A 13,104-nucleotide genomic window follows, 5' to 3' on the forward strand; every position below is an offset into this window, starting at 1 on the left:
CCACACCGACACGAGGCACCTGGACGACAAGGGGACCGGATGGACACGGAGTTGGTGCTGCTCGCCCTGTGCACGGGGGCGGGTTGCGGCTTTCTGCTGCTCGCCGGCCGCGCGGTCCTGACGGCCGTACGGCTGTGGGCGCGCGGCCTGCGGGTGACCGGGGTCGTCACCGCCCGGGCCCCGGCCGACCGGCGGCGCGGCGGGCTCGTGGCCTACTCCGACCACCTCGGCCGGGACCGTGTCCTCGACCCGGGGGCGTACGGGACGCTGTGCGGTCTGCCGCCGGTCGGTACCGCCGTGCCCGTGGTCTTCGTGCGGTCCCGGCCCACGGCGGCCCGGCTGTGGACGCTGCGGCACCTGCTCGCCCCGTCCTTCGGGTGGTTCGTGTCCTCGACCGTCGCGTTCGGCACGGCGGTCGTGGTGGTGTCGCCGTGACGCAGGAGGAGCCCCGGCGCGGGGACGAACCGGGGCGGGTCGGGGAGCTCGACGTGCTCCGCGGGTTCGCGCTGCTCGGCATCCTGCTCGTCAACGCCCAGATGACGGCGAGCCCTTACGCGTCGCTGGGCGGCGGCCCGACGGCCTCCGGGGCGGACCGGGCGGTCGCGTGGGCGGTGACCGCGCTGGTCTCCGGCAAGTTCTACCTGCTCTTCTCCTTCCTGTTCGGCTACAGCTTCGTGCTCCAGCGGCGCTCCGCGCACCGGGCGGGCACCGCGTTCGCGCCCCGTCATCTGCGGCGCGTGCTGGGCCTGTTCGGGCTCGGACTGCTGCATGCCGTGCTGCTCTATCCGGGCGACATCCTGGTGACGTACGCGGCGCTGGCGCTGGCCCTGTACGGACTGCGCGACCTGGCTCCGCGCACCGCGCTGCGCCTCGCGGCGGGGCTGGTCCTCACCCTGACCGTGCTGCTGCTCGGGTACGGGCTGCTCACGGTCGCCGCCACCGACCCGGTCACCCCCGCCGCCTACGCGCCCCACGCCGCCCGCACCGTCGCCGCCTACCGGGGGAGCGCCCTGTCGGTGCTCGGCGTCCATCTGCGCGAGCTGCCTGCCGTGCTCCGGGCGGACCTGACGTACGCCCCCGACATGCTGGCCGCCTTCCTGGCCGGGCTCGCGGCGGCGAAGACGCGGCTCGTCGAACGGCGCGGACGGGACGCGCGATGGCTGCGCGCGGTCATCGCCCGCCGGCTGCCCCTGGGGCTGGCCGGCGGGGTGGTCACCGCCTGCTGCGCGAACGGGCCGCTGGACAGCCGCTGGTTCCTCGTCGGCCACGCCGTGGACGTGCTCACCGCACCCGCGCTGACCGCGTCGTACGCCTGCGGGCTGCTGCTCCTGGTGCGCGGCCGGGCGGCGGAGGTGCTCGCCGCGGCCGGGCGGGCCGCGCTGACCAACTACCTCACCCAGTCGCTGGTCCTCGCCCTGGTGTTCACCGGCTACGGCCTCGGACGCTACGACAGCACAGGCACCGCCGCCGTGACGGCGGGGTGCCTGGTCCTCTACGGGCTGCAACTCGCAGGCAGCCGCGCCCTGTTGTCCCGGACGCGGTACGGCCCTGCCGAACTGCTGCTGCGCACGATCACGCTGGCGCGGCGTCCCGTTCCCAGCGGCTGCGCTTCTCCAGCCGTACCGCCGGGGTCGCCCGCGCCGCGGCCCGTGCCGTGATGGCCTCCGACTCCGCCTTGGCCTGCGCGGAGATGGCGTCGGCGCCGGGCTCCTTGTACCAGGGGCGCAGCCGGATCAGCGCCGGGCGGATGCCGGTGGCCAGCAGCAGTGCCGTGCCCTTGGGCAGCGCACGGATCCTGTCCGGCGGCAGGATCGACTCCTGGCGGTAGGAGTACGAGCGTGAGGTGCCCTCCTTGCTGCGGGACAGGCTCGGCGTCTTCACGTCGTGCTGGCCGACCAGGGTCGAGATCTTCTGCACGAAGTCGGCGTCGTCCAGGCCCGCGCCGAGCAGTTTGACGGTCGCCGCGCTCCACAGCGCGTCCATCCCCACCTCGCCCCACACCCGGGCGCCCTGCCGGTAACTCTGCAGCAGTGTCACCACGTTGATGCCGCGGGAGCCGAAGTGCGAGTAGAGGTCGGGGAGATCGGAGATGCGGCACACGTTGGCGGCCTCGTCGAGGACCGCGGTCAGCGGCGGATCGAGACGTCCGCCCATGCGTTCGGCGGCCACCACGCCCGCTCGCATCGTCGCGTCCGCGAGGCCCGCGATGACCCCGGCCGCCGAGCCGCCGCCGTCCTTGGACAGCAGATACAGCGTGTCCGTGCCGACCACGTGCCGGTCGGGGCGGAACTCGGGCAGATAGGGATCGGGGGTCACCCAGGCGAGGATCTCCGGGTCGAGCAGGCAGGAGACGGTCTGCCGGGCGGTCTCGTAGATGCCGTCCCTGGTCTCCACCGCGCCGCGCACCGTGCCCTGCAACTGCTCGGCCATCGCGTACAGTCCGGCGTCGCGCAGCAGATCGATCGGGGTCCGGTCGGCGGGGTCGGCGAGCCAGCCCAGCAGGTCGCCGACGGGGGCGCCGCAGCGGGCCGCGGCCAGGAACAGCGCGGTGAGGGTGTTCTGCGCGGCCGAGATCCAGAAGTCCTTCTTCGCGGAGTCGTCGTTGACGGACGCGACGAAGTGCCCGGCCAGCCGGCGGGCGCCCTCGATGGTCTCGCAGTCGCCCAGCAGGTTCCACCACATGCCGCGCTCGGTGTGGGCGATGCCCTGCGGGTCGAACGTCCAGACCCGGCCCGCCTTGGTGCGCTCGGCGCGTGTCACGGCGTAGACGTCGGACTTGTTGGAGGTGAGCAGGACGGCGCCCTGGGCGCGCAGCACGCGCGGTACCGCGATGCCGGTGGACTTGCCGGCCCGCGGGGCCATCAGGTCGAGCTCGACGTCCTCGTGGCTGCTGCGCAGTTCGGGCCCCTTGGGGTCGAGGTCGCCCAGCAGGTTGCCGGTCTCGTCCGGATGGAGCCGCTCCCGCCCCTCGAGGCCCGGCCGCAGTTCCCGGGCGCGGGCCTCGATGCCCTTGGGGCACATGCTCGCCAGCTCGCGCCGCCCGGCCAGGCCCTTGGTGCGGCCCGCGCGTTCCAGCAGCAGTCGTACGACGAACGCCGCGGGCACCGCGATCAGTGCGAGCAGGGCGAACATGCCGCCGTAGACCGCGGCCGGCGGGGTGCCCGGCCACAGGGCGCCGGGTCCGTCGCCCGTCAGGTGCGTGGCGGTGGACAGGGCGAACGGCGGGGCGTGCCAGCCGTGTCCGGTGACCCCGGCGCCGAGCGTGCCGCCCGCCCAGCCGACGGTGAACACGGCGAGGGAGGCCCCGGCGAGGGCTGCGATCGCCCAGGGAGCGAGGTCGTGCACGCCGCCGGTCGAGGGGGTTCTGCCGGTCACGCGGTCCACCTCCCGGGCAGGGCTCGCGGTCCCTCCTGGGCGGCCCGCGCCACCTGCGCGGCGGCGTGCGCCACCGACTGCTCGACGGCCGTCTCCTCGGGCGTCCAGCGGGTGTTGGTGTTGTGCAGCCGGCGCTCCGAGTCCGTGATGGCCACCTTGATGGGGATGCCGGGACGGCCGCCGACCTTGATGAGGAACCGGCCCCGGCCCGGCGGCTCCTCGTGCTGGCCGGTGACGCCCCAGCCGGGCGGCGAGGACCACGACGACACGAGTTCGATCTCGCGCCGGGACAGGCCCACCACCTTGCCCAGCTCCTCCATCTCGGCCTTGGGCAGTCCGGCGCACACCACCATTCCGGCCCGCTCGACGAAGCCGCGGGCCTTGGCCCGGTCCGAGTCGGTGCCGAGCGCCTCGGCGTCCTTCAGGGTATGGGTGATCTTGGCGTCGCCGAGGCCCAGGGAACGGTTGAGGCGGGTGAGCGCGTCGATGCGGTCGACGATGCCGGAGGCGGCCCGCAGCGGGCGCCACAGCTCGTCCAGCACGGTGAAGAACCAGCGCCTCGGCGCGAGTCCGGCGTCCGCGAGGGCGTGCGAGGCGGCCACCGTGCCCAGCCCGTCGGACCAGGCGGCGAGCATCGCGGCCGCGGTCAGTTGGGTGTCGGCCTCGCCGATGCCGGAGATGTCGATGCACACGGCGGGCGCGTCCGGGTCGATCCGGGTGGAGGTCTCGGAGGCGAAGGTGCCGCCGAGCGGGCCGTCGAGGATGCCGAGCAGCGAGCGGTGCAGCGGGTCGACCGCGTCCCGGTATCGGGTGTCGTCCCCGCGATCGAGCGTGACCGCGCGCACCCGGTCGGGGCCCTCCGTCAGCACCCGCAGCAGGTCGGGCAGCAGCGCGGGGCGGCCCGGGGTGGTGCGTTCGCGCAGGTGGTGCAGGACCGCGGACAGCACCGACTGCTCGTGGTCGTCCATCGGACGGCCACGCACGATGGTCACCAGCGCGGCCACCATGTTCAGCACCCGCCCGTGCGTCTCGGCCTTCAGCACCTCGCCCGCCTCGCCGCCGATCCGTACGGCCGCCGCGCCCATCGCGCCCGGGTCCAGCACGTTGATGCCGCCCCGGCCGCGGCCGATCGAGATCACCTGGCCGCCCAGGGCGCGCACGGTGTCGGCGTAGTCGGGCTTGAGATCGCCCAGGACCAGCGGGACGACGCCGGTCGCGCTCAGCCCGATCAGCATCCGGTTGACGAGGGTGGACTTGCCCAGGCCCGGCATCCCGAGCATGAACAGGGACGGGTTGGAGATGTAGCGGGCACGGGTGAACCAGTTCAGCGGGTCACCGCAGACCGTGGCGCCGGTGAACAGATGCTGTCCGAGCGGCACTCCGGTCATCGGCGAGCCGGAGCCCGCGGCGAACGGCCACATACCGCACGCCTGCACGGTGGTGGCCCGCCACATGGTCGGCGGATCCATGTAGCCGACCCGGCCGCCCCCGGGGCCGTACCAGCCGCGCGGCGGGACGTAGAGCTCCTTGGGCCGGGACCGCTCCTTCCCGCCGCCCGACTTCTCCGCCTTGCCCTTGCCGGGTCCTGACCCCGCCCACGCGGGATCGGGCGGCGTCGGCGGCCCGCCGGGCCCCGCCCGCCATGCCGCCTCCTCCGCGAGCCGGTCCGCGCGCTCGGCCCTGCGCTCCTCGCTGCGGCGGCTCACAGCGCCTCCTGAAGTTCGTGCGGGATCAGGGTCTGCTCCCACGGGAGGATCCCGGCGGGCAGCGTGCAGGCGAACGCGGCCGCCTGCATCCGGTCCGCGGGCCGCATCAGGACCCGGGAGGCCGCGGTCAGATTGCGTACGGCGACGGTCGCGTCGGCGAGCTGGTCCAGATCGTCGACGGTGACGGTCACCAGCAGTGAGAACTCCACGAGCCCGGCGCCCGACGCCTCCTCCACCGCGGTCTGCTCGGCCGCCCGCATCTCGGAGGCCGCCCGCGCCTGCACCATGCCCCGGCCCGAGGTCGCCATGAACTGCGCGGCGCGCCGGTCCGCCTCGACGATCCGCGCCGAGGTGGCCGGGTCGATGGGCCGGTAGACCAGCGCCACCCGCTTGCGCCGGGTGCCCGGGGTCACCTCCAGCAGGTTCCTGAGCACCGAGGACCGTACGGTGCCGCGCGGCGCGAGGGTCAGCAGCCAGGTCCGGGAGACCCCGGAGTCGTGCTGGTAGCTGCCGACCGTCTCCACCGCTGCGGCCGGTCCGGCGTCCTCCCACTCCAGGCCCGTACCGCCGTACTGGGCGCGGGCGTCGAGGACGTCGGCGGCGACCGCGGGGTCGTAGGCGACCCGGACGACCTCGGCGATCCGCTCGGCCGACAGCGGGTAGGCGGCCCCGCCGCCCGCCGCGATCAGCCCGCTGAGCAGGCCGGGAATGCGGATGGCGAGGTCGGTGACGACGTCCTCCTTGCGGCGCTTCTGGCCGGGCGGCATCCCGTAGGTGAGGGTGACGTAGGTGTGCATCTCCGAGGACGCGGTCGGATAGCGCTCGACGACCTCCTCCATCACCGCGCGGGCGGCGGGCGGCGCGTCCGGGCGGATCCGGGGCAGCACCTCGTGGGCGAGCGCGGTGCCGGGGTCGGGAGCCGTCTCCACGATCAGGGAGGCACCGCGCAGCCCGGGTTCGTGCGCCAACCGGGCCAGCCACTCGCCCCACAGCGCCACCCACACGTCGACCTGGTCGGGGTCGACCAGGGAGCCGCCGTCGGGGTCGCAGCCCAGCACGATCGTGTAGAGGTTGCGCGCCGGGTGGTGCAGGACGCCGAACGGCCGGTCGTAGGCGTCGCGGCCCTCGATCGCGGTGACCTTGTTGAGCAGCCCCGGCGGCCGGAACCGCCCGCCGGGCCGCGCGGACAGCGGACCGGAGACGTACAGGTGCGCGCCCTTGGCCTTCCGGTTGCGCCAGCCGATGCGCAGGGCCAGCAACTGGTAGACGTTGCGCCCGTCCTGGGTGCGGATCGCGAGCGGGGTCAGCAGCGCCACCACCGGCACGAACACGACCAGCGCCGCGTACAGCGAGATCAGGGACGCGAGCAGCGTGACGACGAGACCGCCGAACACGCCGAACGTGCCGACGAGCCCGAGCGGCCCGAGTCCCGGCCGCCGTGGCCGGCGCCAGTTTCCGTAGGTGGGGCGGGTGACGGCTTCCGTGGACATGAGCGTCCGGTATCCCTTCCTGGGTCTTCGGGTCTTCGGGTCTTCGGGTCTTGGGGTCTTCGGGTCTTGGGGTCTACGACGCCGGGGCCGGGGCTCCTCCCCGGGGAGCGGGGAGGCCGCCGGACCGGGCTGTGCAGTGGGGAGGGCCGCCGGACTCCGCGGGGGGAGCGGATGTCCGACGGCCCGTCCAGGGGGCGGCGGGTGCTCTCGACGCACCTCGCCACCCGGTCCTCGGGATCAGCGGTGCGAGCCGCCGCTGCTGGGGTTGTGGCCCTGGTCGCCGTCGGCGCCCTCCAGGGAACCGGAGGCGGCGTTGCCGAGCACCTGGGCCGCGGTCACCGCCGCGCCGAGGATCGCACCGGCCGGTCCGCCGGCCGCTGTCGCCGCCCGTCCGGCACCGGCACCGGCGCCCGCGCCGCCCGCCCCGGCTCCGCCGCCCGGGCCCCTCGAGCCCCTGGAGCCGCCGGAGCCGTTCACGCCCGCCGACCCGGAGCCGCCGGACGCGCCGCTCGGACCGGGTTTGCCCGACGCGCCGGAGCTGCCGCCGCCGCTGCCGCCGAGCGACCGGGCGCCGGAGGCCAGGGCGCCGCCCGCCGCCTGCGCCCCGCCGCCGTACGCGGAGGCACCGCCGAGCGCGGCGGTGGCGGGCACCACCAGTTTCAGCAGCGCCGGCAGAGCGACCGCGGACAGGAGCATCACGCCGATACCGGCGATGCGTTCGTTGACCGCGTTGCCGCCCTGATTGCCGTCGTCGCTCGACACGATCATCTCCGAGCCGGCGTACAGCACCAGAGCCGCCGCGGGTTTGTACAGCAGCCAGGCGATCATCCAGCCGATGTGCTTGCGCCACCAGCCGCTGCCCCAGTCGGTCATCGACGCCGCCGCGGCCAGCGGGAGGGTGCCCAGCAGCAGCGTCATGACGCCGAGCCGGATGTACATCAGGATCGTCTGGATGATGCCCGCGATCAGCAGCAGGAAGGCCAGGACCAGCAGCAGGAAGGCCTCGATCCCGGAGCCGTCCGAGCAGGCACCGACCTTGGTCAGGACGTCCTGGGCGCCCGTGTTGAACAGGTGCGTGGAGTAGTCGTCGGCGACCGCGGCGGCCGCCAGGACGACGGTGGTGGAGGCCCCCGACACCAGGATGACGCGCAGCAGGCCCTTCAGCGCGGCGGTGCCCGCGGTACCGCGCCGTTCGACGGCCATACGCGCGGCCGCGAAGAGCAGCGAGCCGACCGCGAGGTAGACGACGAGCCACTGCGTCTGGCCGTTGACGTTCTTCGCCGTGGTGGTCCCGGCCAGGGTGGGCACCCCGGTGGCCAGCGCCCCGAACACCGCGATGGCGCCAGCGAGGATGGTCTTGGCGATCAGTTCGACGATGGTGCCGATCGGGTCGCCCAGGAAGTCGAAGAAGCCCTTCACCAGGTCGAGGACCGGACTTCCGGTGGAGCCGCAGTTCATGTCAGGCCCCCCAGAGGACGTAGCCGGACGGGTTGCCCTGCATCGTGGTCACGGACGTGTGCAGGGAGCCGTCGTCGTCGGGCAGGACCTTCCAGTCCCCGTCCCTGAAACGCAGGACGATGGTGGTCTGCGCGTAGCCCTGGCCGGTTCTGATCAGCAGGCTGACGTGCGCGGCACGGCCGGTGTACGAGGTCACCGCGAAGCCCGCGTACGTGCCCACGGACAGACCGGGGCTCTGCTCGACGCTGTCGATGTCCGGGACGGTCGAGCGCTGGAACTCGAACAGGTCGCGCCCGTGCCCCGCCACCACCTGCTGGCGGCTGACGGTGCGCCAGCTCGACCCGCTCATCTGGGAGGGGATCACGGTGGCCGCCAGCGCGGCCCCGACCGGCGTGTGCGCGTAGCACCACCGCAGAGGTCCGGTCGTCCGGGTCGGCCCGGCCGACGCGGAGACCGGCACCCGCGCGACGCCGAGCGTGTGCCAGCTGATGTCCTTCGGCGCGGACGTGGGCAGCGCGTCCCCCGCGCTGTCGTCGGTCCGGCAGCCGTCCGGCCGCCCGTCCTTCGGCGCGGACGCGCCGGACAGCGGGCCGTCGGACGCCGCCGCGTTCGCGTCGTCGCCGCCGGACGTCAGCGCGACGAACCCGGCCAGCAGCACCACGAGGCCGAGGAACCCCGCCGACAACTGCCAGTTGCGCTGCCTCCAGTACGGTCCGGACTCCTCGGTCCGCCGTTGCCTGCGCATGAGCATCCCGCCCGTCCGCCCGCTCACGCGAAGACGAAACTGACCAGCGGACCGGCGGTGGCGACCAGCACACAGCCGCCCAGCACCATACCGAGGCGGCTCATGTGCTCCGAGCTCTCGCCGCGCTTGAGGGAGACGGCCATCATCGCGCCGGTGACCAGCACGCCGAGCACGCCGGCCGCGGTGCCCGCCCAGGCCACGATGCCGAGGACCGTGTTGACCTTGCCGGTCAGTTCGCCGGGGGCGTTGCTCACCGGTTGCGGCACACCGCCGGAGGGGGCGGGAGCGGCGGCCAGGATGTTGGAGGCTTCGAGGAGCAGTGAGGACATGGAGATCTCCGTGGAATGAGTGCCCCGCGTGCGCGGGAGGGGGACGGTCGGTGGGGGAAGGCGCGCGCGGACCTACGGCCCGAGGAGGGACAGGTCGCCGAGGAACGACACGAGCGGCCCCGCGGTCGCGGCGACCAGGCAGGCGATGGTGACGAAGAAGACGCCGCGGAAGTGGACGCCGCCCTCGCCCGGTTCACCGCGGTTGAGCTGGACGGCCATGTTGATGCCGACGACCATCAGCCCGAAGACGCCGCCGGCCGAGGCGCACCAGGCGAGGAGATTGATGATCGTGTGCGCACCCTCGGGCGGGGTGTAGGTGTCGGCCAGGAACCGGACACCGAGCAGGGGAGGGATCACGACACTGCCCCCTCGCCGTGGCGCGCGCCGCCCACCAGTTCGGCGAGCCGGTCGAGCTGTCGGGGCAGGACCTTGGGGGTGGCGCCGGTGCGCCACGCCGGTATCCACGGCACCCGTCGTACCGGGACGGCCGAGCGCAGCACGCGGATACGGCGCAGCAGACGGAGCGGCAGCCGGCCGGGGGCGTCGGCGACGAGGACCACGGCGAGCAGGTCGAGTCCCTGCGGGGCGCGCCCGTCCTTCAGTGCGCCGAGCGCCTGGGACACGGACCGCAGTCCGCGTGCGCTGGTCCGCCCGACGAGCACGATCCGGCGTGGTTCGCCGCGCGCCGGGTCCGGCCAGCGGGCCCCGACGTCGGTCCCGCCGAGCACCTCGACCAGGGAGGTGACACCGGCGCCGCCGTGTGCCTTGACCCAGCCGACGTCGTCGCGCGACCGGCCCCGGACCGGGCCGGGACGGCGGGGCTCGCCCCAGGCCGGTTCGGGGGAGGGGACGGCGGAGAGACGGCTCGGGGACTGCGGAGCGGACCGCGGAGCGCTGCGGCCTGCTGCGGGCGCCGCTCCGGGGGCGGGGGCGGTGCTCTGGGTGGGGGCGGCGGTCTGTGCCGTTGCCGGGGCCTGCGCGGCTGCTGTGGCCTGTGCCGCGTGGGGGGCTTGCGCCGTGTCGGGGGCTTGCACCGCCGCCGGGGTCTGCGTCGGCACGGTGGTCGGTGCCTGCGCGGTGGTCGGTGCCTGACCGGTGGCCGGTGCCTGCGCGGCGGTCGGCGACTGCCCGGTGGTCGGTGTCGGCGCGGTGGTCGGCGACTGCCCGGTGGTCGGTGTCGGCCCGGACCTGGGGGTGCTCGGCCCCCGGACCCAGCCTCCCGACTGGACCGGCGGCCTTGCCGAAGACGTTTCCATGGCTGCCCCGCCCCCTTCTTGCCTCGTGTGTCCGCTGCTCTGACTCAATTTGGTTTCCACTGATTTGAACTTGTTTGTTCCGTCGCCCGTTTCGATCTCCCGAGCCGGTCGGACAGCACAACGGGCCGCCCAGGTACAGCGGTTCAAGGTGAGAGGAAGAAGGCGGACACCCATGGGCGTGGATCAGGGAGAGAAGGGCGGCGCGCCGCCCCGGGCGTCGGCCGGGCAGGACGAGGAGAGCGGGTCGAAGACCGCCAGGAACACGGCGATCGCCGCCGGGGGCGCCGGCTGCCTGCTCTTCCCGCTCGGCCTGGCCGGCGGGACCGTCATCGTCATCGTCTTCTGCGGGTTCGGCGTGCTGCTGGCCCCGCTCATCGCGATCTACCTGCTCTTCCACAGCATCTTCGGCGGCGGGGGCGGCGGCGACATCCCGGGCCCGAGCGACGCGAGTTCGGTACTGGCCGTCTTCCAGGGCGACGGCCAGGGCGACCTCGACACCTCGACGGTTCCCGAGGACCTGCTGGACCCCATCCAGAAGGCCGGCGCGGTGTGCAGCGCCATCGGCCCGATCGTGATCGCGTCCCAGATCGAGAAGGCGTCCGGCTTCAACGCCTCGTTGACCGGCCCGGACGGCAGACAGGGCATCTCGCAGCTGCTCCCCGCCGTCTTCACGCAGTACGGCAAGGACGACGACGGCAACGGCAAGACGTCCGCGCTGGACGCCAAGGACTCGATCACGGCCCAGGGGCGGTACATCTGCGATCTGGCCGGCCAGGCACAGCAGTTGATCGACGCCAACGAGGCCGTCGGCAGCGTCCTGGATCTCGCCCTGGCCGGGTACGACGTGGGAATGGACGCCGTCCGCGCGGCCAAGGGCGTGCCGAAGACGGCCGAGGCGCAGGGGTATGTCGCGGCGGTCCGCGCCCAGTTCGCCAAGTACGCGGGGGTCGCGGCCATCCCGTCGGGCACGCCCACACCCACCGGTGTCCAGACCTCCCTGCCCACCGCAGTGCCCACCGAGTCCCTCTCCCCGGCATCCGCTCCCTGAGGAGGACGGCCATGACCCGCTACGAAGTGCTCATCTCCGACGAGGGGTTCGCCGTCGTCGACGGGGAGTCCCTCGTCCCCGCGACGGGGCAGTCCGTCCACGAGGCCGTACTGGACCGCCTCCAGCAGTACGCCGTCGAACGGGACGCCGCCGTCGAGGCGACCGTGAACGACGGCCCGGAGAGCGGCCCCTTCGTCCTGGAGGTGTCCCCGGACGGCTCCAGCCGCCTGCTCGTCCCGACGGCGAAGGCTCGGCCCGTCCAGCCCGAGCAGTCCGAGCAGTCCGTCCAGCCCGAGCAGCCCGAGCAGTCCGAGCGGCCCGACCTCGGATCCGTGCCGCGGGAGGCATCCTTGCCGCAGCCCGGCCCGGCCGACGACAGAGCCGGTGGCGGCCGGGCCGAGGACAGGGCGGCCGGCGGTACGGCCGTCGCCACCGCCGTGGCCCGGGCCGCCGCTGCCGCACGGGCCGCCGCCCCGGCACCGGCCCTCGTACCGGCCCTCGTACCGGCCGTGCTCCTCCCCTCGGAACTCGCCGGACCGATCGGCCGGATCAACGACCTCGCGGCTGCCGGACTGCTGGACGAGGCGTACGCGCTCGCGAGCGAACTGCGCGAGAACCTGACCGAGGAGGCGGGCGCCGACGATCCGCGCGCGCTGGAGACGCGGGCCGTGGAGGCATACATCGCGCACCTGCGTGGCGATCACCGTCAGGCCGTCGTGCTGGCCCTGGCCGTCGCCCGGATCCGGTGCCGCGCCGGGGACCGGCGGGCGCCGGAGGACGTGGTGCGGGCGGCGGCCGCCTGGCAGTGGCTCGACGACGACCGCGCGGCCGCGGCACACGGGCGCGAACTGCTGCACATGTGGGCCCAGTTGGACCACCACGGCGCGCTGTTGCCGGTCCACGGAGAGCTCGCCGGACGGGTCCGCAGACGGGTGGACGCGCTGGAGGACGCCTGTCTCTGAGCTTCCCCGCACCTGCTGTGGCCTGCGCGTATATCGCCGTCATCGCGATGTGGACCGGTTGTGGATCGCCCGTGGACGGCACATCGAACGAACGTGCATCGCCCGTCGCGACACTCCGAGCTCCAGGAGACCCGGCCCCCGGTCCGCGCACCGGGGGCAGGTCACCCCGAAGAGCAGGAGCACACCATGAACGTGACGGTCATCGGATCGGCATGCGCCGTCTCTCCCGAGGAGCGGGCGCTGCGGGACCTCTACCTGCAACACGGCCCGGCGCTGTACTCGTACGTGCTGGGCATGCTGGGCGGGGACACCCACCGCACCGAGGACATCCTCCAGGAGACGCTGCTGCGCTGCTGGAACAAGCGGACCCTGGCCGACGGCGAGGGCATGGCGGTGCGACCCTGGATGTTCCGGATCGCCCGCAACCTCGTCATCGACGCGCATCGCACGCGGATGGCCCGGCCGGCCGAGATCGCCGGCGACTCCTGGCTGACCGACATGTGCGTCGAGGCCGACGACATCGAACGGATGCTGTCGTCGATGGTCGTACGGGACGCGCTGCGGTCGCTGACCCCGGCGCACCGTGAGGCACTCCGGGCGACGATCTTCGCGGACCGCACCACGCAACAGGCGGCCGACGTCCTCGGCGTCCCGCAGGGCACGGTGAAGTCCCGGGTGTACTACGCCCTGCGCAGTCTGCGGACAGTGCTGGCGGACCACGGGGTGAACTGAACA

Annotated in this window: 13 protein-coding genes; 5 read left to right on the plus strand and 8 right to left on the minus strand. The window is 73.9% G+C overall.

The genetic code is table 11. The features are described from left to right. Positions 1 to 39 precede the first annotated feature (39 nt). Positions 40 to 435: a hypothetical protein gene (locus tag ACZ7OY_RS30760; protein ID WP_471914437.1), complete on the plus strand. Its 396-nt coding sequence runs from the start codon at positions 40 to 42 to the stop codon at positions 433 to 435. After that, a complete protein-coding gene (locus ACZ7OY_RS30765) occupies positions 432 to 1,658 on the plus strand; it encodes a DUF418 domain-containing protein (protein ID WP_471914438.1) in 1,227 nt (408 codons plus the stop codon). Before ACZ7OY_RS30760 ends, ACZ7OY_RS30765 begins: the two co-directional genes overlap by 4 nt. Here the strand turns inward: ACZ7OY_RS30765 and ACZ7OY_RS30770 are convergent. The 8 genes from ACZ7OY_RS30770 to ACZ7OY_RS30805 all read right to left on the minus strand — a co-directional run bounded on the left by ACZ7OY_RS30770 (position 1,573) and on the right by ACZ7OY_RS30805 (position 10,359). Beyond that, entirely contained in the window at positions 1,573 to 3,375 is a 1,803-nt protein-coding gene (locus tag ACZ7OY_RS30770; RefSeq protein ID WP_471914439.1) for a type IV secretory system conjugative DNA transfer family protein, read from the minus strand. The genes ACZ7OY_RS30765 and ACZ7OY_RS30770 overlap by 86 nt on opposite strands. Next, positions 3,372 to 5,081 carry an ATP/GTP-binding protein gene (locus ACZ7OY_RS30775; protein ID WP_471914440.1) on the minus strand — a complete coding sequence of 570 codons (1,710 nt, stop codon included), beginning with the start codon at positions 5,079 to 5,081 and terminating at the stop codon, positions 3,372 to 3,374. Before ACZ7OY_RS30775 ends, ACZ7OY_RS30770 begins: the two co-directional genes overlap by 4 nt. Continuing rightward, positions 5,078 to 6,571 (minus strand): SCO6880 family protein, encoded by a 1,494-nt coding sequence (locus ACZ7OY_RS30780; protein ID WP_471914441.1) that lies wholly within the window; start codon positions 6,569 to 6,571, stop codon positions 5,078 to 5,080. Before ACZ7OY_RS30780 ends, ACZ7OY_RS30775 begins: the two co-directional genes overlap by 4 nt. A 237-nt stretch (positions 6,572 to 6,808) precedes the next feature. Continuing rightward, positions 6,809 to 8,029: a hypothetical protein gene (locus tag ACZ7OY_RS30785; RefSeq protein WP_471914442.1), complete on the minus strand. Its 1,221-nt coding sequence runs from the start codon at positions 8,027 to 8,029 to the stop codon at positions 6,809 to 6,811. Between the two features lies 1 nt (position 8,030). After that, entirely contained in the window at positions 8,031 to 8,801 is a 771-nt protein-coding gene (locus ACZ7OY_RS30790) for a DUF8175 domain-containg protein (protein ID WP_471914443.1), read from the minus strand. Continuing rightward, positions 8,798 to 9,103 carry a hypothetical protein gene (locus tag ACZ7OY_RS30795; RefSeq protein WP_351611861.1) on the minus strand — a complete coding sequence of 102 codons (306 nt, stop codon included), beginning with the start codon at positions 9,101 to 9,103 and terminating at the stop codon, positions 8,798 to 8,800. Before ACZ7OY_RS30795 ends, ACZ7OY_RS30790 begins: the two co-directional genes overlap by 4 nt. 72 nt (positions 9,104 to 9,175) lie before the next feature. Beyond that, positions 9,176 to 9,460: a hypothetical protein gene (locus ACZ7OY_RS30800; RefSeq protein ID WP_351611864.1), complete on the minus strand. Its 285-nt coding sequence runs from the start codon at positions 9,458 to 9,460 to the stop codon at positions 9,176 to 9,178. Further along, on the minus strand, positions 9,457 to 10,359 hold the full coding sequence (locus ACZ7OY_RS30805; RefSeq protein ID WP_471914444.1) for a hypothetical protein: 903 nt from the start codon (positions 10,357 to 10,359) through the stop codon (positions 9,457 to 9,459). Before ACZ7OY_RS30805 ends, ACZ7OY_RS30800 begins: the two co-directional genes overlap by 4 nt. Before the next feature lie 172 nt (positions 10,360 to 10,531). Here ACZ7OY_RS30805 and ACZ7OY_RS30810 point away from each other — a divergent pair, with 172 nt between their 5' ends. From ACZ7OY_RS30810 to ACZ7OY_RS30820, 3 genes are all read left to right on the plus strand, one after another. Further along, positions 10,532 to 11,407: a lysozyme family protein gene (locus ACZ7OY_RS30810; RefSeq protein ID WP_471914445.1), complete on the plus strand. Its 876-nt coding sequence runs from the start codon at positions 10,532 to 10,534 to the stop codon at positions 11,405 to 11,407. A gap of 11 nt (positions 11,408 to 11,418) precedes the next feature. Further along, positions 11,419 to 12,369: a hypothetical protein gene (locus ACZ7OY_RS30815; RefSeq protein ID WP_471914446.1), complete on the plus strand. Its 951-nt coding sequence runs from the start codon at positions 11,419 to 11,421 to the stop codon at positions 12,367 to 12,369. A gap of 186 nt (positions 12,370 to 12,555) precedes the next feature. Continuing rightward, on the plus strand, positions 12,556 to 13,101 hold the full coding sequence (locus ACZ7OY_RS30820; RefSeq protein ID WP_471914447.1) for a sigma-70 family RNA polymerase sigma factor: 546 nt from the start codon (positions 12,556 to 12,558) through the stop codon (positions 13,099 to 13,101). Positions 13,102 to 13,104: the final 3 nt, after the last annotated feature.

Source organism: Streptomyces sp. NPDC107559 (genome assembly GCF_055657365.1).